Here is a 26,516-nt window from a genome sequence, read left to right on the forward strand (position 1 = left end):
CGTCACGCGACGGCCCGTCCCCGAACGGCTGGGGACATTACGGGCAACCTACCGGTTCAGTCAGTAATCAGACCCCACTGACGAATCGAGGCTGATCTCAACTGGGCGAAGCAATTTGTACTGGAAGTCATCCGGGAGTGATCGTCAATTCGTTTGAGCGTAGATCAGAAATTCTCACTGGATACTGGTCCTGTGCGGGTGTCCGGTCGGATCGACGGGGCAGGTGAAGATCCGCAGGGAGCCCCAACGGCCGACTGTGATATGGGTAGGCGTGTTCGTTCTCCGTTTACCGATGAGCGATTGGTCTTCGTGTGGGACCCAGCTACGGGATCCGCCGTCCCATTCTTTGCTGTCGATGGTGAGAAGAAGATCCATGGGGCGACCACAGGATGCGCACTCTATTGGGCGCGGGTCGGTCAAGTGCCAGGAAGCGAAGCCGCCGACCTTCCACCCTGGCGGGATTGAAAGATCATGTTGGTAATAAACCAAATCTTCTCCTTCTTTCTCTCCTTCACCTTCGTCCTCTTCTCCTTCTTCTTCGTCCTCCGAATCCTCCCAGGCGTCGATCCGGGCCCGGAGATCTTCAGGAAGAAGGCCCTCGTATTCGTGTTCCACTACCTGTTCGGGATGCAGAATGCAGGGCTCGGGGACGGAATCGGCATAACCGACAATTTCCGGCTCGGGCTGCTGCAGGAGCAGGTTGGTGACCTGAGAGGAATCGCGCCAGTACAGATAGACGCCCGGCGTGTCCCCCCCGCCGTGTTCGTCAAACGGGCACCAGAGGACCTGAAGGAGATCGCAGCCGTCGGGGCCGACGAGGCCGGGCACTTCGGAAGTGAACAACTGGCACAAAGCAAGCAGGGCGATCGGGTCCGTATCTCCGAGCCCGGGGATGTGCAGTTCATTGTGCCGAATCGAGGACAGGACATCGCGCTCCTCGTCCGTCATTCCCGAAGGCCGGTTCCGCGCCGCATCGCGTATTTCCCGCTCTAGACGGACGTCGCGGATCCGTTCGCCGAACCCGCGGCGATGCGGCTCCCTGCACTCCGGCCAGGGCTCATCCGCCGGCCACAGGAACGGGCCACCGACTGAACCTTGCCGCACGGTCGGCGTTCCCGGCCGGGGGTGTAGTCGAGTACTGGTCCGACGGTAGGCGGAGAGTTCCGGAAACAAGGCCTGGACGTCTACGGGCCGTTCGGGGGTCGTGCGAGCCATGAATTCCTCCGGCGGCCTTGGTGCGCTGAATGTCATACGAGTGGTGGACGCGTTGGATTAGGTATCTCAGATCACCGGTGTTCGAACTCCAGAAGCAGGATTGTCCACTTCTCCGGTAAGATGGAAACCCTTATTTCCGTGAGCTTCTATTTCCAGGCGGAGTGGAATTGGATTCGCCCCGCCATAGATTGGGGTTACAGTGTACTGCACGATTTCCCCGGCATCTACGGCGTCGTAGACTTTCTGTTCAAAAACAACTCGCATGTATGGCGAATTCCAGGGATTCTGAGTCAGTGTAACCAGGTTCTGGCGAGCGAACGGGCCTGTGCCTGCCCCGCCGAGCCGACCGGCGAGAAGATGGCCGCGCGCTTCGTTGAAGAGGTCTCCGCGATTCCGCCAGCCGGGGGTCCTTGTTTTCCCGGCCTCTGATCCTTGATCCAGCATGTCGGCTCGAAGAGATGCCGACATCCCGGTGGGCCGCCCCAGTGCGTCGAGCCTGCCGTATCTGATGCTGCCTTCCCAGGCGTACTTGTCGATACGGCAGGGAGCCAGGCCGAGCGGGTCGAACGAGATGAAGGGGTTGGTGACGTATGAATGCTGATTGGGTGTGGGTTGTAGGCCGAGCGGGTCCGGTGAAGTATATCGATCGGTTTCCGGGTCGAAATAGCGGAAGTAATTGTAATTCCACCCTGTTTCCGGGTCCGCGTACTGTCCGGGGAAGCGGATTGGGCAGTTGACGGTTTTGTCCACTGCGTCGGCAGTGGAGCGGAGTCCCCACAAGGTGGTTTGGCTCTGTGGGATTCGCCTTCCGTCAAGGGACACCAGTTCGGTAGGTGTTCCCACCAGGTCGGTGATGATGGCATGGAACCGCGCATCCACCTGGTCCTGGGTCAGATCCTGGTCGAGTTGGCTGACGGGCTGGTGGCCACCTGGCGCGTAGTTCCACGAGGTGGCTTTCTCAGCATCGGCCACCTGTTCGGCCAGTTGGGTTCCGTCCCAGGCAAACCTGACCTCAGCGGCGATCGCACCGTCAGCCGTCAGTCGCTGTTTGGCTATCCGCCGCCCCAACGGGTCGTACAAATACCGCCAGTCCGTACCCTCCGGGGTGGTCACCCCGGTCATCCGGTCGTCGGCGTCCCACGTGTACGTCCAGACTTTGGAGCCGCCGGACAGGAGCTTGCGGCTACTGCGGACCACTCGTCCTTGGGCGTCGTGCTCGTAGAAGGTACGGCCGGCGCGGCGGATAAGGGTTCCAGTGAACTCTCGCTCACCTTGAATATCTGATTGACCGTCACCTGTCGGCCAGGTGCCGTGGGTGAGGTTACCCAGCTCGTCGTAGGCGTAGTTCTCGGTCCAGCCTTCGGCGCGGACTGCGGTGACCTGCCCGGCAGTGTCCAGGTCGAAGGAGCGGCGTCCGGTGGTGGAGTCGTCAACGGCCGTCAAATATCCGTCGTCACGGTAGGAGTAGCCGCGTCGGTGCAGCCGCTGGGTGTCCATGGTCAGAGCGAACCTGCTGAGCAGTCCGCTGTCCTGTCCCGGGCCGGTGGCGACCAGGGACTGTTCGGACAGGCGGTGGGCGGTGTCCCACGTCTGTTCCAGGACGACCTTGGGACCCAGACGGCGCTGCACCTCGCGGCCGAGTTGGTCGTAGCCGAACTCCAGCGCTCCCGCGGCGGTGCCCAGTCGGACGGGGCGCCCGGCCGTGTCGTAGTCCCAGGTGCTGACCTGCCCGGACGGGGTGGTGCGGGTGTGCCTGCGGCCCAGGATGTCGTAGGTGGTGGCCAGGGAGCGGCCGTTGCAGGTCTCCGACACCAGCCTGCCCAGCGCGTCGTACTCAAAGGACAGATCGGCATCGGGATTTGTGGTGCGGGACAGCCGGCCGACGCTGTCGAACGCGAAGGTGGTGATCCGGCCGGTGTCCGCGTGCCGCTGTTCCACGACCCTGCCGCGCACATCCCGGGTGAAGTCCACACGTTCGCCCGCGCCGTTGGTGCGGGCGGTCAGCTGTCCACCAGCATCCAGGGTGTAGGCCAGCGTGCGGTCGTTGAAATCTGTCTCGCCGGTCAGCCGCCCGGCCGGATCGTACGCATACGTCCAGGCCGTGCCGTGCAAGTCGGTCACACCGGTCAGCCGCAGTTCGGTGTCGTAGGCGAACTCGTACCGGACTCCGTCGGCGGTGGTCCGCGCGGCGGGCAGGTCGAAGGCGGTGTACTCCATCGTGGTCGGGTTTCCGGCCGGGTCATGGTGGCAGAGCAGGTTGCCTTCGCCGTCGTACTGCCACTCCTCGCGGCGGCCGTCCGGGTATTCGCGCCAGGCCGGTAGGCCCTCGACGGTCCAGCCGAAGCGGACGGTGCCGCCCAGCGGATCGGTGACCGAGCTGATGCGGCCGAAGGCGTCGCGGGTGCAGCGGGTGGTCCCGGTGGGTCCGGAGACCGCCAACGGGAGTCCCGCCAGGTCACAGCTGATCTGGACGGTGGTGCCCAGTTGGCCGGTGACCGGGGCAATCGAAGCGAGCGCCCCGCCTGGGCCGTGTCCGTACTCGGTCCTGGCCCCTGCCGGGCCGGTGTCCGCGCTGCGGTTGCCGTAGGCGTCGTACTCGAAGCTCGATCGCAGTCCGTCCGCGTTGGTGACTTCGACCGGGTTCCCCAGGTCGTCGTAGACCACGGTGACTGTCGAGCCGTCGGGGCGCGTGACGGTCAGCGGGTTGCCCAGATCGTCATAGGTTGCCCGGGTGGTGCGCCCCAGCGGGTCGGTGACCGCGGTCAGGTTGTTGTACGGGTCCCATTCCTTGACCACGCTGTGTCCCAGCGGGTCAGTCTCCCGGACGATCTGCCCGGCTTCGTTGTACGCGAAGACCGACACCCGGCCCAGGGAGTCGGTGTGCATGGTGGTGCGGGCCGACCGGTCGTAGGCGAAGGCGCCGTTGAGGTACCCGCCGGAGCCTGAGGTCCTGACGCACCGTCCGGCCGGGTCGTACTCGTACCGGTAGTCCATGCCGTTGCGGTCGGTCCACGAGGTGATCCGGTGGTCGGCGTCATAGCCGAACACCAGCGGCCGGCCGGACGAGTTGTAGACCTCAGTGAGGTTTCCCGCCGCGTCGTAGCCGTACCGGACCAGGTCGGTGCTGTCGGCCCCGTCGAGCAGCCGCAGGCCGGCGATCCGATCACCCTCGGTGTCCACGGCGATCCGGTAGCCGCCGCTGTGCCGGATCCCGCACAGCATCCCGTGCTCGTCGTAGTCCAGGTCGATCCGGTTGCCGTTGCGGTCCTCCAGCGCGCGCAGCGGCAGCACGACCGCCGCGTTGGAGCGCTGCGGCGGGAGGCCCCCAGCGGGGCGAAGTACGCGCCGCAGCCGGTCTGCGGATCGGAGACCACCATCTCTCCGGACGCTGCGCCGTCCCAATCCAGGGGCAATGCCGGGCCGGCGACGGGCCAGACCCTGTCCCCAGCCCGTGGGACGGGGTAGTGCAGCACGAGGCCGTCGGCGGTGGTGTGCACCACCCCGTCCTGGGACAGTTCCATCCGCTGGTCCAGCGTGGAGGCCCAGGAGGGGCCGAACAGGCGGCCGTGCCGGAAAGTTGAGTTGTGCCGTCGGTTGAGCACCAGGGGCAGGACGCCGGGCAACGAGACGTCGGTCTGCTCCAGGACCATTCCGCCGGTCGCCACATCGACCGGGTCGCTCTTGCAGACGGTCTTGTCCGGCGGAATGGCTTTGGAATTGAGCGGCGTGGTTTTGGCTGGGTCGCTCTTGGGCCGGGTCCCTTTGGGCGGGGAGCCAGGTTTCCCGCCAGCGGGTACTGAAGTGGCTTTCGGACCCTTGTTGTTCCCGACTCCTTTGCCGGCCGGGCCACTCGGCCCGCCGGGCGGCCCGCCCGTCCGCCCCGTCGGCCCCGTACCGCCGGTCCCCGGCGTCTTGACCGCGTCGATCCCGGTCTTGGCCTTCTTTTCGCCCCCGCGCATCGTGGTGGCGTTGCCCTTGAATCCGTCGCCGGTCTTGGCGACGGATTTCTGGAGTGACTGTCCGGCCCGGCCGTGGCCGTCGGCTATGGGCTGGAAGACTTTGGCGAAGGACTGGCCGAGGCTGTCCTTCTGCATGAAGTCGCCTTTGGCGGCGATCACGCCGGAGAGTTTGTCGTGTGCGGTCTGCATGCGGGTGGCGGCGCTGTGCATGCCGCCGATGGCGGTGTCGAAGTGGTCGGGGGTGAGCTGGAAGCCCTGGCCGCCCTTGGGCGGCGGTCCCGCCGGGGCCGTGCTGCCCGGCTTGCCGGGCGCGCCTGGTGTGGTCTTGCCCGGCGGTGTGGAGAGGTCCGGGCCTTTCTTGGTGCCCGGTGGCTTGTGCGCGCCGGAATCCGGCGGCGCGGGGCTCTTCTCGGGTCCCTTGTCGTGCGGTCCCGAATTCGGCGGACCGTGCGGGCCCTTGCCGTGCTTACTCACAGCGCACCCGTCCTGGCGCCGGAATCCTGCGTTTTGAGAACGTCGGAGAGGCTCGAACTCCCGTCCCCCGTCAGGCCGTCGGTTGCGGAGAACAGGCCGTCGGTTGCGGAGAACAGGCCGCGGACTGCCTCGTTCAGCGGCACGTTCTCCCCGGTTTTTTCAACCAGGCGGGTGTGGTGACGCTCATCCCTGATCTCGATTGCTTCGACTGCCTCGTACTTCCACAGGACTCACTGGTCCCACGAAGCAAAGCCGCGGCCGAATCTACCTTCGGTTGTGAGTTGATGACAGCTTGACGGCATGTCAGTGAATCGGGTCACATGGACATGGCCGGGTCATCGATGATCGGCACTCTGCGCTGGCTGCTCAGGCACCGTCAAGCAGCCCGGTGAATCGGACCGCCCGCGGCACGCAGCGGAAGTCCCGTCCCGCCGTGCCGAGTTGCCACCACCTCAGCAAAGACCGACAATGCCGTCTCCTCCGGAGTCCGCGCCCCCAGATCGAGACCGATGGGCGAGTGCAGAGCAGCGATCTGCCGCTCACTGACGCCGACTTCGCGCAACCGCACCAGCCGCTCCTCATGCGTGCGCCGTGACCCCATCGCCCCGACATACCCGAGCGACAGTCGCAACGCCCGGTCCAGCAAAGGCACATCGAACTTCGCGTCGTGCGTCAGCACCGCGACGACCGTCCGGCCGTCCAGCGTGTCCGCGACCGAGTCCAGGTGCCGGTGCGGCCAGTCGACCACGACCTCGTCCGCGTCCGGGAAGCGCCGGGCCGTCGCGAAGACCTCGCGGGCGTCGCACACCGTGACCCGGTAGCCGAGCAGTTTGCCCAAGCGCGCGACCGCCACCGCGAAGTCGATTGCTCCGTAGACCAGCAGCCGCGGTGGCGGTGTGCGGGTCTCCACGAACACCGTGACGTCCTCGGGGGACGACTCCGGGCAGGGCCGGCCGTCCTGGCGAAACGTCAGCAATCCCGTACGGCCGACGTCCAGCATCGCGCGTGTCTCGCCGATGACAGAGGAGTCCAGCGCGGGGTCCATTCCGTACGACCCGGTCACTTCTTCGGCGGTCACCGTGATGGTCCGGCCGAGCAGCCCGGCCGGACCGGCGACGATCTGAGCCGCGGCCACGGGGGTGTCCCGTTCGGCCGCGGCCAGGGCCGCTTCCACAGCGGGGTCACCGCTGGGCCGGACGAAGATGTCGATCTCCCCGCCGCAGGTCAGTCCCACGGCGAAGGCGTCTTCCGCGCTGTACCCGAAGCGCTGGAGGACAGGACGTCCGTTCTCCAGCGCTTCGCGGCACAGCTCGTAAACGGCACCTTCCACACACCCGCCCGAGACACTTCCGACGACCGTGCCGTCGGCGCCCACGGCGAGCGCCGCCCCCGGGGGGCGGGGCGCGCTTCCACTGACGTCGACGACGGTGGCCAGGGCGTACGGCGTACCCGCACGTCGCCAGGCCGCGAGTTCGGTCCCGAGGTCGAGCATCGAGGTCTCCTTGGGCTGTGTGGGTGTGCGGCCGGGTAAAAGTGACCGTCAGCAGCTCAGCTGACGCCCAACCACTCCTTGATCGGATGGAGTGCGAAGAACGCGAGGAACGCGAGCGAGAGGATCCACATGAGCGGCCCCACGTCACGCCACTTGCCCTGCACGGCCTTGATCAGCGTGTAGAGAATGCAGCCGGCCCCGACGCCCGCCGTGATCGAGTACGTGAACGGCATCAGGACGATCGTCACGAACGCGGGGATCGCCGCGGCCTTGTCGTCCCAGTCGATGTGCTTGACCTGGGTGATCATCATCGAGCCGATCACCACGAGGGCTGCCGCCGCGACCTGGTTCGGCACCACACCCGCGAGCGGGGTGAAGAACAGCATCAGGCCGAAGATGCCACCGGTGACCACGCTGGACAGGCCCGTACGGGCGCCGTCTCCGACCCCGGTCGCCGACTCGATGAAGACCGTCTGACCGGACGAGCTGGTGATGCCGCCGATGATGCCACCGGCACCGTCGACCGCCAGAGCCTTGGACAGACCCGGCATGCGGCCCTTGTCGTCCACGAGCTTGGCCTCGTTGCCGATGCCGATGATTGTCGCCATGGCATCGAAGAAGCCCGCGAACACCAGGGTGAAGACCAGCACCGATGCGGTGATCCCGCCGGCTGCGGAGAATCCGCCGAACACGTCGACCTTGCCGAACAGACCGAAGTCCGGAGTGTCCACGATCTTGTCGGGCAGGTTCGGTACGCCGCCGCCCCACGCCTTGTCGGGGATGTCGGCGGCCTTGTTGACGATCATGGCCACGACCGTGCCGAAGACCAGGCCGATCAGGATCGCGCCACGGATGTTGCGGGCCATCAGCAGGAAGATCGAGATAAGTGTGATCGCGAAGACCAGCACCGGCCAGCCGGCCAGCTCACCGGCCGGGCCGAGCGTGATCGGCGGACCGCCCGGGGCGGCGTTCTCGGTCACGACGCCGGCGTTGTTGAGACCGATGATCGCGATGAACAGGCCGATGCCGATCGTGATGGCGTGCTTGAGCGCCATCGGGATCGCGTTCATGATCCGCTCGCGCAGACCCGAGACGACCATCAGCATGATGATCGCGCCGTAGATGACACACAGGCCCATCGCCTGCGGCCACGACATCTGCGACGCGACCGAGTTGCCGACCACACCGGCCACCGAGAGCCCGGCCGCCAACGCGAGCGGCGCGTTGCCGATCAGACCCATTGCGACCGTTGTGACAAACGCGGCGAGCGCGGTCATCGTGGTGATCTGCGTGGGGTCGAGCTGGTGCCCGTTGACGTCCTTGCCACCCAGCAGGATCGGGTTGAGCAGCAGGATGTAAGCCATCGCCATGAAGGTGGTGACGCCGCCGCGTATCTCGCGCGTCATTGTGCTGCCGCGTGCGCTGATCTTGAAGTACAGGTCGAGAGCGCTGTTGCTCCTCTCCACATGCGCGGGCGGCGGCGGTGTCGCCGTTTTTGTGTCCGATCCGTGCGGCGGTGTCGGGGGTGTTTCCCCGGGTTCCGTCGGAACCGATGTCTGAGCCACTATTCCCACTCCCAAGTGTCTTAGATGTTGTTGGGATGGAGCGGGCCACCGCGGTCTTCCTGACCGGGTTCGGGCAGGGGCGGGTGCGGCGGCCTTGGTGCGTGGGGGCGCGTCCGTACGACGGCACGGCGGTCTGCCGTGGGAAGTCGGGCCGGTCCGGCCCCGGGGGTGGCGTCTGCGCCGCCGCCCGGGACCGTACTACGGTGAAAAAACGGAAACTGACTGCGTCTCAGGTCCCGGTGGAAAATTCCGGCCGGACCGGCACCCGGTTCAGGTTCCGGTCAGGTGTTCTGGCCGGACCGGCACCCGGTTCAGGGCCAGCCCGGTCGCCGCGCGGATCGCTGCGACGATCGCGGGAGTCGAGGAAAGAGTGGGTGCCTCGCCGGCCCCGCGCAGCCCGTACGGGGCGTTGGGGTCCGCGAGTTCGAGCACGTCCACCGGCATGGGCGGCGTGTCGAGGATCGTCGGGATCAGATAGTCGGTGAAGGACGGGTTCCGGACCTTGCCGTCCTTGATGAGGATCTCCTCCATCAAGGCCAGTCCCAGGCCCTGGGTGCTGCCGCCCTGGATCTGGCCGACCACCGCGAGCGGGTTCATCGCCTTGCCGACGTCCTGCGCCGCAGCCAGCTCGATCACCTTGACCAGGCCGAGCTCGACGTCGACGTCCACCACCGCGCGGTGCGCGCAGAACGTGTACTGGAGGTGGCCAAGACCCTGGCCGGTGACCTTGTCGAACGCCTCGGTCGGCCGGTGGTGGAACTCGGTCGTCTCGTCGACCGGCTCGTCGCCGAGCACTTCGGCGAGGTCCGCGGCGACCTCGCCCGCCGTCGTGACGATCTTGCCGCCCGCAAGCCGTAGACCCGCCGCGAACACCGTCGACCAGCCGTACCGCTCACGACCGCGGGTGAGCACGATCGTCCGCACCGCCTCGGCCGCCATCTTCACGGCGCCGCCGGTCATGTACGTCTGCCGCGACGCCGACGTCGAGCCGGCCGACCCCACCTGCGTGTCCGCCGGTGCGATCGTCACCTGGTCGACACCCAGCTCGGTGCGCACGATCTGCGCGTGGATCGTGACCCCGCCCTGGCCGACCTCCGCCATGGCAGTGTGCACAAGCGCGACCGGCGCGCCGTTGATGACCTCCAGACGAACCCGCGCGGTGGAGTAGTCGTCGAAGCCCTCGGAGAAGCCGACGTTCTTGATGCCGACCGCGTAGCCGACGCCGCGCACGACGCCTTCGCCGTGAGTGGTGTTGGACAGTCCGCCCGGCAGCTCGCGCACGTCAGCGCCGTCGGCCGTACGCCAGTTCTCGACCTGCGGAAGCGGCAACTCCTTGACCCTGCGCAGGAGTTCGGCCACTGGCGCGGGGGCGTCCACAGTCTGCCCGGTCGGCAGTACGGAACCCTGCTCCATCGCGTTGAGCTGCCGCAACTCGACCGGGTCCAGGCTCAGTTCGGCGGCGAGACGGTCCATCTGCGTCTCGTAGCCGAAGCACATCTGCACCGCGCCGAAACCACGCATCGCGCCGCACGGCGGGTTGTTCGTGTAGACCGCCGTCGAGTCGATCGACGCGTTGGGAATGACGTACGGGCCGATCCCGAGCGATGCGGCGTTCCCGACCACAGCAGGGGACGCCGACGCGTACGCGCCGCCGTCGAGCACGATCTCAGCCTTGACGAAGACGAGCTTCCCGTCGCGGGTCGCACCGTGCTCGAACACCATCGTCGCCGGGTGCCGGTGCACGTGGCCGAAGAACGACTCCTCCCGCGAGTAGACGATCTTCACAGGCTTGCCGGTGCGCTGGGCGAGCAGGCACGCGTGCACCTGCATCGAGATGTCCTCGCGCCCGCCGAACGCCCCGCCGACACCGGCGAGCGTGAGCCGCACCTTCTCCGGCGGCAGGCAGAGCACCGGGCACATCTGCTCCTGGTCGACGTGCAACCACTGGGTGGCGATGTACAGGTCGACACCGCCGTCCTCGGCGGGCACCGCAAGGCCGGACTCCGGACCCAGGAAAGCCTGGTCCTGCATCCCGACCGCGTACTCGCCGCGCACGATGACATCGGCCAGCGCCCGCACGTCGGCCGAATCGCCGTCGCCGTGCTGGATGTGCTGGCTGTGCACGATGTTGCCGGACGCATGTGCCTTGTAATCCTCGGGAGAGTGCACGTACCCGTACGTCTCCGGGTCGAGCGCCTCGTCCGCGCCGATCGTCGGGAGTACCTCGTACTCAACCTTGATCTTGGCGATCGCCCGCCGCGCGGTCTCCGGGTGGTCGGCGGCCACGATCACGATCGGCTCGCCGTGGAAACGCACCTGGTCGATCGCCAGGACCGGCTGGTCCTTGATCTCCAAGCCGTAGTACTTCGTGCCGGGGATGTCCTCGTGGGTCATCACCGCGTACACCCCGGGCTGCGCCACGGCGGCGGAGATGTCCACCGACAGGATCTTCGCCCTGGCGTGCGGGCTGCGCAGCGCCATGCCCCACAGCATGTCCTCGTGCCACAGGTCGGAGGAGTACGCGAAGTCGCCCTTGACCTTGAGGATCCCGTCCGGGCGCAGCGGCGACGCGCCGATGCCGTCCCGGCCGGGTGCCACGACGTCCTGGAGGTTCTTGGGTTTGCTCAGACCAGCCATGTGTCAGACCACCTGTCCGGCGGCGGCGTCGCGCGCCTCCGCCTTGCGGGCGGCGGCGAGCCGGACCGCGTCCATGATCTTTTCGTAACCCGTACAGCGGCACAGGTTGCCCGACAGCGCCTCGCGGATCTCCGCGTCGGAGGGGTGGTGCGAGTGCTCCAGGAGGTCGTGTGTCTGCACGAGCAGGCCTGGCGTGCAGAACCCGCACTGGACAGCGCCGGTGTCGATGAACGCCTGCTGGACGGGGTCCAGGAGCTCGCCATCGGCGAGGCCTTCGACGGTGCCGACCTCGCGGCCCTGCACCTGCCCGGCGGCCACCAGGCACGAACAGACCGGATCGCCGTCCAGGTAGACCGTGCACGAACCGCATTCGCCCTGCTCGCAGGCGTTCTTCGAGCCTGGCAGCCCGACCCGCTCGCGCAGGACGTACAGCAGGCTCTCGCCCTCCCAGACGTCGTCCGCCTCGGTCGGGCGGCCGTTCACGGTGAATGTGACCCTCATGCGGCGGCCCTCCCAGCGGTGGCGGTGGTGCGGTGGTCGTTCCAGGTCCAAAGGAGGGTGCGGCGGGCCATCACGGCGAGCGCGTGCCGGCGGTACGCGGCCGAGCCGCGCACATCGTCGATCGGCGACGCGGCCTCGGCGACCAGCTGGCCGAAACGTTTCGCGGTCGCGACCGGCAGCTCCGCACCGGTGTCCCACAGCCGGGTGTCGGCGAGCTCAGCGGCGATGAAGGCCTCGGCGTCCTTCGCCCGGCGCGGTGTCGGCGCGGCCGAACCGATCCCGGTCCGTACGGTCCGCGTGTCCGGGTGCAGGGCGACGGCGAACGAGCACACCGCGATCACCATGGCGTTCCGGGTGCCGATCTTGGCGAACTGCTGCGGCCCGGTCGCCGACGGGATGTGGATCGCCCGGATCAGCTCGTCCGCCTCCAGCGCATTGCGCTTGACCCCGAGGTAGAACTCATCGATCGGGATCAGCCGGGTGCCGCGCACTGAGGCGGCCTCGACCGAACCACCCGAAGCGAGCAGCGGGGGGTGCGCGTCGCCGGCCGGCGAGGCCCCGCCCAGGTTGCCGCCGACGGTCCCGCGGTTGCGGATCTGCGGCGACCCCACAGTGCGGGCCCCCAGCGAGAGCCCGGGGAGGCGGTCGTGGAGCGAGTCAATAACCTTCGAGTACGGAACGGAGGCACCGAGGCGCACTGTCCCGTCGTCCTCGATCTGCCACTCGTGCAGGTCACGAATCCGGTTGAGGTCCAACAGCGCCTCCGGACGCCGACGGTCGAAGTTCAACTCGACCATCACGTCGGTGCCACCGGCGATCGGGACTGCGGACGGGTGCTGCGCCTTGACGGCGAGCGCCTCCTCCCACGTCGCGGGCCGCAGGAATTCCATGGTGGATATCTCCTTCTGCCTTGCGTATGGCCCTACCGTTCATGTTCCCGTCGCGGGGGGCGCTGCGCTCGGGGTGAATCGGAGAGTTGCACCAGTACACCGAGACCGGGGTCACTATGAGTACCCACGGAAGACATGACCCGGGTGCGCCGACCGGGAAGTGTTTCCGTACCTTTCTCCAAGTGTTCCCCTGGTCGTCAGACCGGTATGACGGAGCTGCCGTGTGTCTGCACAGTCCGCGGCTCAAGCGAGAGGGGTCTTGGATGCGGTTGCGCGCGCTTCTCGGCGATGGGATATCCGGCGTTCGGCTCCTGGTCGGCGAGGGAGAACTCGACCGGACCGTGCGTGCCGTAATGACCACTGACCTGCACGATCCAAGTCGCTATCTGACCGCCGGCGCGCTTGTGCTGACCGGGATGGGCTGGCGTTCGACGTCCTCCAGTGCCGACGATTCCGACCAGTTTGTCCATATGCTTACCAAAAACGGGGTCGTTGCGCTCGCCGCCGGGCAGGCGGAGATTGGGGACATCCCCGACGACCTGATCGCCGCGTGCGAGCGGCACCACCTGCCGCTGTTCGCCGTCGAGGAGGAGCTCTCCTTCGCGAGCCTGACCGAGTTCGTGGTCCGCCGGATATCCGCCGAACGCGCCACCGACCTGACCGCGGTCGTCGACCGGCACCGGCGACTCGTCCAGGCGGCGACCGCAGGCGGGGCCGGACTCGACGGCGTGCTCGGTCTTGTCGCAGCGGATATCGACATACAGTGCTGGGTGCTTTCTCTGACTGGACGTCAAGCCGCCGCCGGTGGGCCGGATCTGGCGCCGGGACTGCGCGCCAAGCTGGCCCGCGCGCACTTCGGCGCCCGCGAACGCAAGACCCGGGTGCCGTTCCGCCACCGCATCGACGGGCGCTCGTTCTCGCTGCTCCCTGTCCCAGAGTCGGGCGGGCCCGCCGGTCTGGACGTGTGGGGCGACTGGTTCCTGGTGGTCGAGGACGACGTGACGGACTGGCCCGAGCGGCACCAGGCGCTGCTCGGTGAGCTCATCCGTCTTGTGTCGGTGGGCCGGGACCGCGTCGAGGACCAGCGCCGCCGCACCCGGCGGCTGTCCGAGGACGTGCTCAGCCTGCTCGCGTCAGGGGCCGACCCCATCGAGGTGGCCGCGCGGCTGCGGGTCGCCGGGCCCGATGACGCCGAGGGCGTCACGTGGCAGTTCGCCACCGCGGTCCTGCCCGACCTGCCCGCCCTGGAGGCGCAGCGGCTCGCCAGGGTCCTGCTTGATGAGGCGCTGGCCGACCTGCCCACACCCGCGCTGGTGTCCGCGACCGGTCCCGGCGCGGTCGCGCTGATCCCGTGTCAGGACAGCGCCGACCCGAACGGCAACGAGCCCGACCCCACCACGCGCCTCCTGCGCGACCGGCTCGCCGCCCTCGACGGCCCCGCCGCAGGCTGCACCCGGGTGCACATCGGCGTCAGCGCCCGGGTGGCGCGGGCCGACGGCCTGCGCGGCGCGCTGGAGGCCGCGTGGCACGCGGGTCAGATCGCCGGCACCAGGACAGGCCGGGTGGAGGTCGTGGGGCACGCCGAGCTGGCCTCACACGTCGCGCTGCTCGCGGCGGTGCCCGAGGACGTCCGCCGGGCCTTCCGCAGTCGGCTCCTCGACCCCCTGTGCGCGTACGACACCAGTCACCAGGCCGACCTGGTGAGCACACTGGAGGTGTTCCTCGACTGCGACGGCTCGTGGACCCGGTGTGCGGCGAGACTGCACGTACACGTGAATACGCTGCGGTACCGGATCGGCCGCATAGAGGAACTGACAGGCCGTCAACTCGCGCGCCTGGAGGACAAGGTGGACTTCTTCCTGGCCCTCAAGCTCCGCTGACGACCCGTCCGATCCTTAAGCTGCGCTGAAGCCTCGCTGACGGCCTGTCAAGAACGCATGGGCGGCCGGGTGGCTCAGGCCGGTACGGCCACTTCCTGGGCCGCGTCGATTGATTCCTGCGGTACGGGACCAGGCGCGGCGTCGCCCTTGCGGCCGACGTGGTTGAGCAGCAGGTTGAGCGTGACAGCGGCGATGCAGCCTGCCGAGATGCCCGAGCTGACGATCATCGCGACCTTCTCCGGCAGCGCGTGGTAGAAGTCCGGGTACGCGATCGGGAAGATGCCGAACGCCAGGCTCACCGCGACGATCAGGGCGTTCGAACCGTCGTTGAGGTCGGCCTTGGACAGCGCGCGGATGCCCGCGACGGCGACCGAGCCGAACAGCACGATCCCGGCTCCGCCCAGCACCGGTTGCGGGACCAAGGCGACCAGGCCGCCGACAACCGGCATCAGGCCCATCAGGACCAGCATGCCGCCGCACACCGCGACCACGAACCGGCTGCGGATGCGGGTGAGCGCGATCAGCCCGATGTTCTGCGCGAAAGCGGTGCACGTGAACCCGTTGAAGATGCCGCCGAACGCGGTGGCCAGGCCGTCCGCGCGCAACCCGCGGGCGATGGTCTTGTCGTCGGCGGGTTTGTCCACGACCTCGCCCAGGGCAATGATGTCGGCCGTCGATTCGGTCATGCACACGATCATCACGACGAGCATCGAAATGATCACCGAGGTGTCGAACTCCGGTGCGCCGAAGGCGAACGGCTTCGGAACCTCGAAAATCGGCAGCTCGGTGAGCGCCTTGCCGTCCACCTTGCCGAAGGGGATCGCGACCAGTGTGCCGATGACCAGACCGAGCAGGATCGCGATGCGCTGGAGGAAGCCGGTCAGCACCCGGTGCAGGGTCAGGATCGCGGCGAGCGTCACGACGGCCAGGCCCAGGTTGGTCAGCGACCCGTAGCCGGGCGCGTGCGAGTTGCCGCCCTGCGCCCAGTTGCCCGCGACCGGCAGCAGGGATATCCCGATCAGGGTTATCACCGTGCCGCTGACCACCGGCGGGAAGAATCTGACGAGCCGGCAGAAGACCGGTGCGAGCAGGAAGCAGAACACGCCGACGACGATCGTCGAGCCGAAGATGACCGGCAGCGTCGCGTCGCCCTTGGTCGAGGCCACCGCGAGGATGGGCGACACCACCGCGAACGTGACGCCGTTGACGAACGGCAGTCGGGACCCGACGCCGAGGAAGCCGATCGTCTGGAGCAGCGTCGCCAGCCCGGCGATCAGCAGGCTCGCACCGAGCAGTGTGGTCATCTCGGCGGCGCTGAGTCCGAGCGCGCCACCGATGATCAGTGGGGGAGCGGCGACCCCGGCGTACATCGTGGCCACGTGCTGGAGCGCGCCGGCCAGCATCTTGCCGGGTGGCAGGATCTCGTCGACGGGGTGTACGGCTTGGGTCTTGGTCGTTCCCTCAGCGGTGTCCGTGGTTGTGCCCGGCGTTGTGCCCGGTTTCGGAGCGCCCGGTTCTTCACTGACGGCCGTTTCCGACGCCGCCGCGGAATTCCTGGTTGTTCTCCAGCCCATGAGAGGTGCCTCCACATCGGGTGCCGCCTCGTGACGGCTTTGGACGTACTGGCTCGGAGCAACTCCAGGGGAACGGATGCAGGAGATCCGGGGGCGATTCCCCTCGTTGAGATTCTGTTGTTGTTTTCACCAGGCGGAATTTCGATTCCGTTTAGGTTGAGGCGACTGTAGGGACGGCCCTGACGGGCGGTCAATAGATTCCCGATCTCGATCTGCAACCGCCGCGTCCGACAGCTCGGTAATATAACGCTGAGGTAACAGGTTCGGACCTTAATGACCTGTTCATCCGTACGTCACACAGCCTCTCCATCCTCGACACAAGCCGCTCGCAGGCTGAGTTCCGGCACCACCGCACTGCACTTGCTTCTCCATCCAGAACGGCTCTGCACAGTCCGGTTCACGTCCAGGCCAGGCCCTGAAAGTCCAGGCCCCAAAAGCCCAGGGCCCTGAAAGTCCAGGCCCCAAAAGCCCAGGGCCCTGAAAGTCCAGGCCGACAGTCCAGGGAAGTCACAGGAGGAGAAACGCCGTGCGCGTCATCATCGTCGGAGGAGGCGTGCTGGGCACCATGCACGCCTGGCAGGCCGTCAGCCGCGGCCACGAGGTCGTCCAGATCGAACGTGAACAAGAAGCGCGGGGCGCTTCGGTCCGCAACTTCGGACTGGTCTGGGTCGGCGGCCGGGCGAGCGGAGCCGAGGTCGAGACCGCCCTGCACGCCCGCGAACTGTGGGAGACCATCGGCAAGGAGGTCCCCGGCGTCGGGTTCAGGCCGGCCGGCTCGCTCACGGTGTGCCGCACCCCCGAAGAGACGGCGGTGGCCGAAGCGTCACTCAAACTCCCGGAAGCGGACGACCGCGGACTCGCACTCCTCACCCCGGCCGAAGCGCGGGCCAAGAACCCGGCGCTGCGCGGCGAGTTCGAGTCGGCCCTGTGGTGTGAGCGGGACGGCACGGTCGAGTCCCGGGTCGCCCTCCCCGCACTCCGCGGCCACCTGCACCGGACCGGCCGCTACACCTGGATCGCCGGGCGCGAAGTCCGCGACCTGACCGACAACGGGGTCGGCGTCCGCGACGACCACAACGAAGTCCACCGCGGCGACGTCGTCTTCCTCTGCACGGGTGCCTGGCTGACCGGTCTTGTCCGGGAGCTGGAACCACAGGTACCCGTCCGCCGGGTCCGCCTGCAGATGATGCAGACCGACCCGCTGGGCGAACCGCTGACCACCGCGGTCGCCGACGGCGACAGCTTCCGCTACTACCCGGCCTACGCGGGACCCGAGCTCGACCACCTGAAGTCTGTCCAGCCGCAGGGCGGTACAGCCGCCGAACACAAGATGCAGCTGCTCATGGTGCAGCGCCTCGACGGCGGCCTGACCATCGGCGACACCCACGAATACGCGGAACCCTTCAACTTCGACGTACGCGAAGACCCGTACGAGCACCTTCAGCAGGTCGCCGAGTCGATCCTGGGCCGCCCGCTGCCGCGCGTCCACCGCCGCTGGGCGGGCGTGTACGCGCAGTGCACCACAACCACCGAAGTGGTCCACCGCAACCAGGTCGCCCCCGGCGTCTGGCTGGTCACCGGGCCCGGCGGTCGCGGGATGACCTGCTCGCCCGCCATCGGCTACCGCAGCGCCGACCTCGCCGGTCTGTGAACTTCCTTCAGGAGACAAGCAGATGACTGACATTCAGCTCGTCGTGTTCGACATGGCCGGCACAACGGTCGCCGACGACGGCCTGGTCGTCGAAGCCTTCACCCGGGCCATCGCCACGGTGGGCGTCGGCGAGGACGTCCCAGGCTTCGTCCCCATGCTTGAGTACGTCGTCCGGACGATGGGCGAAAGCAAGATCACTGTCTTCCGGGCATTGCTCGACGGTGACGAGGTGAAGGCCCAGCAGGCCAACGCAGCCTTCGAGCAGGCGTACGCCGACCTCGTCGCCGAGGGCAGGTGCGAGCCGGTCGAGGGTGCCGCCGAGACCATCACCGCGCTGCGCAAGGCAGGCATCAAGACCGCCCTGACCACCGGCTTCGCCCGGCCGACCCAGGACGCGATCATCGCCGCCCTGGGCTGGCAGGACATCGCCGACCTCACCCTCAGCCCGGCCGACGCGGGACGCGGACGTCCGTACCCGGACATGGTCCTCAAGGCCGTGCTCGAACTCGGCGTCGACGACGTACGCACCGTCGCGACGATCGGCGACACGGCCTCCGACGTGCTCTCCGGGCTGCGCGCCGGAGCGTCGGTCGCCGCCGGGGTGCTCACCGGCGCCCACAGTCGCGAGCAGTTGGAAGCCGCGGGCGCCACCCACGTACTCGAGTCCGTCCGGGACCTCCCGGCGCTTCTCGGTCTCTGAACCACCCGGCTTCAGGCAGTGCCCGCAGCACCGCACTGTTTCCCTCACCGCTCCCGAAGGGCAGTACGACCATGAAGCGCATCATCAGCACCGCCGCCGTAGCCGCGACCCTGGCCTTGACCGCGACCGCGTGCGGCGGCACGGGAAGCAACAGTGACTCCGCGGACAAGAAGGGCGCCAACTCCGGCGCCCCGGCGGCCGGAACCACCGGCGGCGGCGCGCCCGCGGCTGGCGGCTCGGTCACCCTTTACTCCGTGGACGGCCTGGGCGACTGGTACGCCAAGCGCTTCGACGACTTCACCAAGAAGACCGGCATCAAGGTCAACGTGGTCGAGTCCGGCTCCGGCGAGGTCATCACCCGCCTGGAGAAGGAGAAGAGCAACGTCCAGGCGGACGTCGCGATCACCCTCCCGCCGTTCATCCAGCGCGCGGCCGGCGCGAGCCTGCTCCAGCCGTACGTGCCCGCAGGGTCGGACAAGATCCCGGACGGCTTCAAGGAGCCGACCGGTCTGTACACCCCGGTGGTCAACAACTACCTGAGCTTCATCTACAACCCGGACCAGGCCAAGCCCGCCCCGGTGTCCTTCAAGGACCTGCTCGGCGGCGGCTTCAAGCAGAAGCTCCAGTACTCGACGCCCGGCCAGGCGGGTGACGGCACGGCCGTCCTGCTCCAGCTCCAGCACATCTACGGCAAGGAAGGCGCGCTCACCTACCTCAAGGACCTGGAGAAGAACAACGTCGGCCCGTCGGCCTCCACCGGCAAGCTCCAGCCCAAGGTCAGCAAGGGCGAACTCACTGTCGCCAACGGCGACATGCAGATGAACCTCGCCTCGATCCACAAGGACAAGTCCAACTTCAAGGTCTTCTTCCCGGCCGACGACGCGGGCAAGAAGTCGACCTTCGCCCTGCCGTACGGAATGGGCCTGGCCAAGGGCGCCCCGCACGCCGAGGCCGGCAAGAAGCTCATGGACTACCTGCTGTCCGCCGAGGCACAGGCGACCCTGGCCGATGAGGCCCTGGGCCTGCCCGTCCGCAGTGACGTCACCGCGACCGGCGCCAACGCCGAGGAGATCAAGACGGTGATGGCGGGCGTCGAGACGTGGAACCCCGACTGGGCCGCCGTGCTAAAGGACTTCGACGCGGACATCGCGGCCTACAACAAGGCCGTCGGCCGCTAAGTAGAACCCGCTAAGTAGAACCCGCTAAGTAGAACCCGCTCAGTAGAACCCCCTCAGTCGCACCCGCTCAGTCGCACCCGCTGGGATCCACCCGCTGAGTGGGGCCGCAAGAAGCCCCAACGAAACACCGGACTCGCCCCACTCAGCGACCGGCACCTCCACCGCAGCCCGAAAGGGAACGCCATGACCGCCGCACTTATCGAACGGCCGACGGGTAGCGGCGCAACGGCGCCCGCCCCGCGACCGGCTGCCGCCATCACCATCGAAGGCCTGACGGTCCGCTACGGATCCGTCACCGCCCTGGACACCTTCAACCTCACGGTGGCCCGGGGTGAGACGGTCGCCCTGCTCGGCCCGTCCGGTTCCGGGAAGTCCACCGCGCTCAAGGCAGTCGCCGGATTCCTGAAGCCCACCGCAGGGCGAATCCACCTCAGCGGCCGCGACGTCACCGCCGAACCCCCGCACAAGCGCGGCATCGGCGTGGTCGTCCAGAACTACGCGCTGTTCCCGCACATGCGGGTGACGGACAACGTCGCCTTCGGCCTCAAGGCCCGCCGGACGCCGCGGTCGGAAGTCAGCACCCGGGTCGCCGAAGCCCTCGACATGGTCGGCATGGCCGCGTACGCCCGACGCTTCCCCAGAGAGCTTTCCGGCGGCCAGCAGCAGCGGGTCGCGATCGCCCGGGCCCTGGCGATCAAGTCGCCGGTGCTCCTCCTTGACGAACCACTGTCCGCACTCGATGCCGCGCTGCGTTCCGACCTGCTCGGCGAACTCATCAAGCTGCGCGCCGAGTTGCCCGACGTGGCGATCATGTACGTCACCCACGACCAGAGCGAAGCCCTCGCCCTCGCCGACCGGATCGCCGTCATGCGCGACGCCCGCCTGGTCGACCTCGACGACACGGGCCGCCTCTACCGCCGCCCGCCGAGCGAGTTCACCGCGTCCTTCCTCGGCGCGGCGAACCTCATCCCGGCCAAGGTCGTCACCGGCTGTACGGCTGACGGCCAGCAGGCCAGGGTCACCGTCGGCGCTTTGACCACCCTCGCCGACGCCACCTGCGGATTCGCCGATGCTGACGCCGCGATGCTGGTGGCCAGGCCGCACGCACTCACGATCACCGACGTAGACGAGCCGGACACCCTGCCCGCCCTGCTCACCGGCACCCAGTGGCGGGGAACGTCGTACCGCCTGACCTGCGTACTGGACGACCCGGCCGGCACTGAAGTCCGTATCGACGTGCCCGACCTGCACGCGACCCCGGCCCCGGGCACCCGCATCGGCGTGAAACTGCCCGCCGCGCCCTGCGTCCTCGTGCCCGCGCGGACCGCCGCATGACGACCATCACCGCGCCACCAGTCGTCCAGACAAAGGCAGTTCCGCCGAAGCACCCCCGGTCGTCCGGTGTCACCGTCAAGATCCTGTGGCTGCTCCCGCCGCTGTTGCTGATCTGCGGTTTCCTGGTCTATCCGCTGGCCCTGGTCGTCAAGCAGTCCTTCATCGACAAGAAGGGCAACGTCGGATTCGGCGTCTGGCACGCGATCCTGACGTCACCTCAGTTCACCGAATCACTGTGGAACACCGTCAAGATCGGGGCGCTGTCCACGCTCGGCTGCCTGATCCTGGGCTTCTTCTTCGCGCTGGTCCTGACTTTTGTGCCGTTCCCCGGCGCCCGCGCGGTGTCCCGCCTGGTCGACACGTTCCTCGCGTTCCCGTCCTTCCTGATCGCGCTCTCCTTCACCTTCCTGTACGGAACGGCGGGTGTGGCGAACGAAGTTGCCGGAAACCTGGGCCTCGGCGACCCGCTGACCGGGTTCCTCTACACCCAGTGGTGCGTGGTCTTCGCCGAGATCACCTTCTACACGCCCTTCGTGATGCGCCCGCTGCTCGCCGCTTTTGCCCTTGTGCCACGCGAACGCCTCGACGTGGCAGCCTCGTTGGGCGCATCGCCGCTGCGAGTGATACGCCAGGTCCTGCTTCCCGAAGCCTGGCCGGCCCTGGCCGCCGGTGGCAGCCTCACCCTGCTGATGACCCTCAACGAGTTCGGCATCGTGCTGTTCATCGGAGCCAAGGACGTCACCACGCTGCCGATGCTGGTGCACGCTAAGGGCGCGGTCACCTTCGACTACCCCGGCGCCTGCGTCATCGCCGTCGTCGAGGTCGCGCTCTCACTCGCCCTCTATGGCCTCTACCGACTCATCTTCTCGAAGACAGGAGCCGGCAGTGCTGGTGTGGTCTCGTAGCGGAAAGGCCCTGACCTGGGCGCTCTTCGCCATAATCTTCGCCCCGGTGATCCTGGGGCCGCTCGCCATCCTTCTCATCGCAGCCGTCGCCGGTGACTGGAACGGCGTACTGCCGTCGTCCTGGACAACAGCCAACATCAACGAAGCCGTCGACGGGACGAACCTCGACTCACTGACCGTCAGCATCCAGACGGCGGTGACCGCCGGGGTCATCGCGGTGATCGTCGGTACGTGGGCGGCCATCGCGTCCCGCGACGCCCCGGCCCCACTGCGGAAGATCACCGCAACCCTTTTCCACCTGCCGGTGGCAGTGCCCTCGGTCGTCGTCGGCCTCGGCATGCTGGTGGCGTTCAGCCAGGGCGCGGTCCTGCTCAACGGCACGATGTGGATCGTGGTCATCGCCCACACCACCATGGTGGTGACCTTCGCCTACTCCACGGTCTCCGCAGGACTGGACCGTACGGACGCCGCATTCGCCGACGTCGCGTCCTCCCTCGGGGCCTCGCCGCTCAGGGTCCTGCTGCGGGTCCGCCTCCCGATGCTGCTGCCGTCGATCTCCGCCGCGTCCAGCCTGTCGATCGCCCTGTCCATGGGCGAGGTCGGCGCGACGATCATGGTTTACCCGGCACAGTGGCGCACTCTGCCGGTGTCCATCTTCACCCTCACCGACCGCGGGAAGATCCTGCTCGGCTCAGCGGTGACGGTGGTGCTCCTGGTCGCGACGCTGGCACTGCTGCTGATCGTCGGCCTGATGCGCGGCCGGGTCGAGGAGAAGCGCGCCTGAAGAAACCAGGTTGCGTTCATTACTTGAAGCTACTGGCCGCTACTTGAAGCTGAGCGACCCCTGCGGAGGCTCCGGTGAAGGCACCGCCTTCGCGTCGGTGACGACCAGAGCCCCACCGGTGAAGTCCGCCACCGAGGCCCCGTGCTCCACCCGTCCGGGGAAAGGATCAGACGCCGTACGGCGGGCAAGTTCAGCAATCGGCAGCTCATGGTCCGAAGCCACCAGAACAACGTTCCCGAACCGCCGCCCGCGCAGCACGGCCGGGTCCGCGATGAACAGCACTTCAGGAAACACCGATCGTACGGTCGCCACCTGCGCCCGGACGAAGTCGAGACGGCCGCCGTCGGCCAGGTTCGCCACATAGACCCCGCCAGGGCGAAGTGCCCGCGCCACCTGCGCGACGAACTCCACCGACGTCAGATGGGCCGGCGTACGGGAACCACTGAAGACATCGCCGACCACCAGGTCGTACACATCCTCGGGAGCCTTCTCCAGGACCTCTCGCCCGTCACCGGTGCGCACCCGCAGCTGAGTGCCCTGCTCCAACGGCAGCTCCTGCCGGACGAACTCCACCAGCGCGCCGTCGATCTCCGCCACCTGCTGCCGCGAGCGCGGCCGGGTCGCCGCGATGTAGCGCGGCAGTGTCCACGCCCCGCCGCCCAGGTGCAGCGCCCGCAGCGGCAGCCTCGGATCGGCGATCAGGTCGACCACGTGTCCGATCCGGCGGACGTACTCGAACTGCAACCAGGTCGGATCGTCCAGGTCCACGTGAGATTGCGGGGCCCCGTCGAGGTGCAGCGTCCACGCCCGGGGCCGGTCGGCGTCCGGTTCGAGCACGGCCGTACCCGAGTCCACCGCTGCCTCAACCACCACACGTGCGGAGCGGCGCCCGCTTTTGTTGCCTGCCATGCCCACAAGTATCTGACGTTACGGCCGGACTGCGCCTTTCCGGGTTCCCCGAAAAGCGGACGGGCGGTCTGCCCGGGACCCTTGTGGTCCCGGGCAGACCGCCCGTCCGAGTGGCTGCGTCAGCGGCCGCTCCTCACGAAGCGCTCCAGGTCGCGGGTCTCACGGCCTTCGAAGGTACGGTCCCCGGTCAGCGGAGTGACCGTCACATAACCCTGCCCGAGCACCACGATGTCCGCGTCGCGCTTGGTCTCCTTGTGGCAGTCAGCGCTCGGCTTCGCGGCATCGCACGGGAGGCCACCGATGGTGAACGTGTCACCAGTCGGCGTGTACTCGCGGTCGATCACGGTGCCGTCGCCGACAGAGGTCATCTTGACGCCCTTGGGCTTACCGCCCTCCGGAAGCGCGGGGAAGTTCAGGTTCACCACAAAATCGGCCTGCAGCATGCGCTTCTCGCGCAGGTCGCCGATGAACTTCGCACCGAACTCGCCGGTGCCGCGGTACGTCCGGTCCGTGACGACGAGGCCCTTGCTCATGTCGGCCTCGTACGCGGCGTTCAGCGCGACGGCCGGGACCTTCTCCTCGATCGCGGCGAGCGCCGCGCCCACGGTGCCCGAGTCGTTGACCACCGAGGCGGCGTTCGGCCCGAAATTGCTGCCCGAGACGACCAGGTCCGGGCGCTTGTCCCAGCCGGCCTTGGCCTTCAGCCCGCCGTTGAGGGCAAGCCGGATGGTGTCGGCTGGGGTGGCACCCGGAGTGGTCGGCCCGCAGGGCTGGTCACCCTTGCAGACGCCGAAGACGGAGCCCTTCGCCGGGGCGTCCGAGCAGTCGCTGGCGTAGGCCGCGGGCAGCGCGGTGCGCTGCTGCACAGTCAGCTTGCCGCTGTTGGTGCCGCCGGTGCCCGCACCGCTCTGGTTGGACCAGGGGGCCATGACGACGACATCGGCACCGGCTGCGCACAGCGCCTTGCGCGCCTCGTACAGGCCCTTGCCGTCATTGCCGTCGGGCTTCGCCATCTGCATCGAGTCGTCGTTGCTCATGACGATGCGCATTCCGGCCAGCGGTTTGGTGTCCGGCCGGTGGTTGGGTGCGGCACTGGCGCTGGTGGTCACAGACAACGCGACAAGCCCGGCAGCCATCGCGGCGGGGATGGCGACAAGACGCTTCTTGGAGAGCTTCATGCTTCCTCGACTCAGTCAGGGGCAGGAGGAGGTGCCGCCGGGCTGTCTCAGAGGGGCGGTGCGTAAAAGAGTTGTGTTCAGAAAATGAACACAGAAACATCCCGGCGCTTGGCGCTGACCGTAAGAGTAAAAAGCTATCCATGAAAAGACGTGTGAGTGATTTGTGATGCAGCTGACACGTGTCAGCTGTGAGCGGTGGCTAACTGGGTGTCAGATGCTCAGTTCTTCGGGCCACCGAGGACCAGGCGGGGACTCTCCTCCGCCGGCACCGCGCTCCAAGTGCAGCGCTCGGCGGCGAAGTAGCACTGCGACCGCTGGACGATCTCGTCGGCGTCGGCCGGCTCGTACTGGCCGGGACCGTCCACCGGATCGAAGTCCAGGTAGAGCAGTTCGCCGTGTGTCTCATCGGAGAAAACCGACAAAACCGGATCGAAATAGAGCATTCCAGAGAAGCCCTTGCCGTGTTCGAACCGGTAGTCGCGCAATCCCGTCAGCGTGAATTCGACCGGGAGCCAGGGCCAGGCATCCTCCCTGTCCCGGGCGTCCACGACGATCCTGACCGTCGCCCCACCGGGCCGGAAGGGATCGTCAAGGCGGATGCGGGTTATGCACCCGTCGCCGAAGTCGTACAGGTCAAGCAGGTCGCCCAGGGTCTCCGGGGTGAGCAGCGGCATGTGGGGAAGCACCTCCGGGGCCGACAGGGACAGATAGGTCGGACACCATCATGCGACCTGTGACAGGTGAGGGATCGCCTGGCACAGGTCGCATGAGTGAAGAGGGGAGAGGAATGAAGAAACCGGGACTGTACGTATGGGGCCGTACGCATTGCCCTACAGGTTCAGAGTCGGGAGACCAATCGAGCGATCAGTCCGCCGATGAAGGCGTACACCAGCGCTGCCAGACCCACGTTCACCGTCACCCGCGTCTTCGGGTTGTCTGGGGTGAAGAGGTCCTTGGACCAGCCGGCGAGGGCATCGGTCCAGTCGCCCATCGTCTGGACGAAGCCGTTGCTCGGGTTCGCTTCGAGCAGGACCAGCAGGATGAACATCAGAAGGATGGCCACGATCACTGCGGTAACTATGGAGACTGCGGTGGCGACCGGGTTCGCGCGTTCTCGTGTCCTCAACATGCGATACGTCTGCTCAGCGGAAGAGGAATGAAACTGCCCGAGTCATGGTTACTTCCTCTGCACTCGGCGGACGCTCGCCGGGGCGGGGGAAACAACCGTCCGGTCCACTCCGGAGGCGCTCCGTACCCTCACCCAAACGGGCCAAAGTCCTGATTTGCAGTAGGTGCCTGGGGTGTGTAATCTCAACGAGCTGCCCACTTGGGAAACCTTGGACGGGCGGCCAACCCCACCAATCCAACCAGTTGACGACGCGCGTTCGCGCGCCGTCTGACGGGTTGCGAGGACATGGGATCGGGTGCCTGAACCCGGAAAGCATGCCGAGACGGCCGATTGGCCGAATGGGAATGCGGTCCGCTAAGGTTTGGAACACGCCGACGGAAAAACCCGCAAGGGGAAATCCGAAAAGCAGACAGAGCGAAAGCGGACCGGAAACGGTGTGCTAAGCTCGAAGAGCAGAAGGAAAGTCCGCAAGGACTGACCCGATGCGAACGGGAAGCGGAAATACGCCGGAAACGACGTGCTAAGCTTACCGAGTCGGAAGAAACGCCGACAAGCACAAT

The 26,516-nt window shown here is 67.4% G+C and carries 20 protein-coding genes and 1 pseudogene; 7 read left to right on the forward strand and 14 right to left on the reverse strand.

Annotated features, from left to right (window positions below; genetic code table 11):
• Positions 1-174 precede the first annotated feature (174 nt).
• The 9 genes and pseudogenes from AC0Z36_RS26050 to AC0Z36_RS26090 all read right to left on the reverse strand — a co-directional run bounded on the left by AC0Z36_RS26050 (position 175) and on the right by AC0Z36_RS26090 (position 12,733).
• Positions 175-948, reverse strand: a complete 774-nt coding sequence (locus tag AC0Z36_RS26050; protein ID WP_485465499.1) for a hypothetical protein — start codon at positions 946-948, stop codon at positions 175-177.
• Between the two features lie 333 nt (positions 949-1,281).
• Entirely contained in the window at positions 1,282-4,506 is a 3,225-nt protein-coding gene (locus AC0Z36_RS26055) for an RHS repeat-associated core domain-containing protein (protein ID WP_485465500.1), read from the reverse strand.
• Between the two features lie 182 nt (positions 4,507-4,688).
• A pseudogene (locus AC0Z36_RS26060) lies at positions 4,689-5,384 on the reverse strand (DUF6531 domain-containing protein); the annotation flags it as partial.
• Positions 5,385-5,644: 260 nt separating this feature from the next.
• Positions 5,645-5,791 carry a hypothetical protein gene (locus tag AC0Z36_RS26065; RefSeq protein ID WP_485465501.1) on the reverse strand — a complete coding sequence of 49 codons (147 nt, stop codon included), beginning with the start codon at positions 5,789-5,791 and terminating at the stop codon, positions 5,645-5,647.
• A gap of 233 nt (positions 5,792-6,024) precedes the next feature.
• A complete protein-coding gene (locus AC0Z36_RS26070; protein WP_485465502.1) occupies positions 6,025-7,140 on the reverse strand; it encodes an XdhC family protein in 1,116 nt (371 codons plus the stop codon).
• Between the two features lie 56 nt (positions 7,141-7,196).
• On the reverse strand, positions 7,197-8,546 hold the full coding sequence (locus AC0Z36_RS26075; protein WP_485465518.1) for an NCS2 family permease: 1,350 nt from the start codon (positions 8,544-8,546) through the stop codon (positions 7,197-7,199).
• A 429-nt stretch (positions 8,547-8,975) separates the two neighbouring features.
• Positions 8,976-11,342 (reverse strand): xanthine dehydrogenase subunit D, encoded by a 2,367-nt coding sequence (gene pucD / locus AC0Z36_RS26080; protein WP_485465503.1) that lies wholly within the window; start codon positions 11,340-11,342, stop codon positions 8,976-8,978.
• Positions 11,343-11,345: 3 nt separating this feature from the next.
• Positions 11,346-11,843 (reverse strand): (2Fe-2S)-binding protein, encoded by a 498-nt coding sequence (locus tag AC0Z36_RS26085; protein WP_485465504.1) that lies wholly within the window; start codon positions 11,841-11,843, stop codon positions 11,346-11,348.
• Positions 11,840-12,733 (reverse strand): FAD binding domain-containing protein, encoded by an 894-nt coding sequence (locus tag AC0Z36_RS26090; protein WP_485465505.1) that lies wholly within the window; start codon positions 12,731-12,733, stop codon positions 11,840-11,842. The genes AC0Z36_RS26085 and AC0Z36_RS26090 overlap by 4 nt, the downstream gene beginning before the upstream one ends.
• A gap of 263 nt (positions 12,734-12,996) precedes the next feature.
• On the opposite strand from AC0Z36_RS26090, the gene AC0Z36_RS26095 reads away from it, so the two are divergent.
• Positions 12,997-14,613, forward strand: a complete 1,617-nt coding sequence (locus tag AC0Z36_RS26095) for a PucR family transcriptional regulator (protein WP_485465506.1) — start codon at positions 12,997-12,999, stop codon at positions 14,611-14,613.
• Positions 14,614-14,687: 74 nt separating this feature from the next.
• Here AC0Z36_RS26095 and AC0Z36_RS26100 read toward each other — a convergent pair whose 3' ends face one another.
• Positions 14,688-16,187: a nucleobase:cation symporter-2 family protein gene (locus AC0Z36_RS26100; RefSeq protein ID WP_485465507.1), complete on the reverse strand. Its 1,500-nt coding sequence runs from the start codon at positions 16,185-16,187 to the stop codon at positions 14,688-14,690.
• A gap of 526 nt (positions 16,188-16,713) precedes the next feature.
• Here AC0Z36_RS26100 and AC0Z36_RS26105 point away from each other — a divergent pair.
• From AC0Z36_RS26105 to AC0Z36_RS26130, 6 genes are all read left to right on the forward strand, one after another.
• Entirely contained in the window at positions 16,714-17,838 is a 1,125-nt protein-coding gene (locus AC0Z36_RS26105; RefSeq protein WP_485465508.1) for a TIGR03364 family FAD-dependent oxidoreductase, read from the forward strand.
• Positions 17,839-17,860: 22 nt separating this feature from the next.
• Positions 17,861-18,538 (forward strand): phosphonatase-like hydrolase, encoded by a 678-nt coding sequence (locus AC0Z36_RS26110; RefSeq protein WP_485465509.1) that lies wholly within the window; start codon positions 17,861-17,863, stop codon positions 18,536-18,538.
• A 71-nt stretch (positions 18,539-18,609) separates the two neighbouring features.
• Complete coding sequence (locus AC0Z36_RS26115) at positions 18,610-19,716, forward strand: 2-aminoethylphosphonate ABC transporter substrate-binding protein (RefSeq protein ID WP_485465510.1); 1,107 nt, start codon at positions 18,610-18,612, stop codon at positions 19,714-19,716.
• A 183-nt stretch (positions 19,717-19,899) separates the two neighbouring features.
• Positions 19,900-21,051 (forward strand): ABC transporter ATP-binding protein, encoded by a 1,152-nt coding sequence (locus AC0Z36_RS26120; protein WP_485465511.1) that lies wholly within the window; start codon positions 19,900-19,902, stop codon positions 21,049-21,051.
• Positions 21,048-21,956: a 2-aminoethylphosphonate ABC transporter permease subunit gene (locus AC0Z36_RS26125; protein ID WP_485465512.1), complete on the forward strand. Its 909-nt coding sequence runs from the start codon at positions 21,048-21,050 to the stop codon at positions 21,954-21,956. The genes AC0Z36_RS26120 and AC0Z36_RS26125 overlap by 4 nt, the downstream gene beginning before the upstream one ends.
• On the forward strand, positions 21,937-22,740 hold the full coding sequence (locus AC0Z36_RS26130; protein WP_485465513.1) for an ABC transporter permease: 804 nt from the start codon (positions 21,937-21,939) through the stop codon (positions 22,738-22,740). Before AC0Z36_RS26125 ends, AC0Z36_RS26130 begins: the two co-directional genes overlap by 20 nt.
• A gap of 39 nt (positions 22,741-22,779) precedes the next feature.
• Here the strand turns inward: AC0Z36_RS26130 and AC0Z36_RS26135 are convergent, their stop codons facing one another.
• The 4 genes from AC0Z36_RS26135 to AC0Z36_RS26150 form a co-directional block, all read right to left on the reverse strand.
• Positions 22,780-23,649 (reverse strand): spermidine synthase, encoded by an 870-nt coding sequence (locus AC0Z36_RS26135; protein WP_485465514.1) that lies wholly within the window; start codon positions 23,647-23,649, stop codon positions 22,780-22,782.
• 119 nt (positions 23,650-23,768) lie between these two features.
• On the reverse strand, positions 23,769-24,827 hold the full coding sequence (gene surE / locus AC0Z36_RS26140) for a 5'/3'-nucleotidase SurE (RefSeq protein ID WP_485465515.1): 1,059 nt from the start codon (positions 24,825-24,827) through the stop codon (positions 23,769-23,771).
• 218 nt (positions 24,828-25,045) lie between these two features.
• The gene (locus tag AC0Z36_RS26145; RefSeq protein WP_485465516.1) at positions 25,046-25,501 is read right to left on the reverse strand and encodes a hypothetical protein; all 456 of its coding nucleotides are present in this window, start codon (positions 25,499-25,501) and stop codon (positions 25,046-25,048) included.
• A 164-nt stretch (positions 25,502-25,665) separates the two neighbouring features.
• Positions 25,666-25,956 carry a hypothetical protein gene (locus tag AC0Z36_RS26150; RefSeq protein ID WP_485465517.1) on the reverse strand — a complete coding sequence of 97 codons (291 nt, stop codon included), beginning with the start codon at positions 25,954-25,956 and terminating at the stop codon, positions 25,666-25,668.
• Positions 25,957-26,516: the final 560 nt, after the last annotated feature.

It is taken from the genome of Kitasatospora sp. UYEF31, from assembly GCF_057291755.1.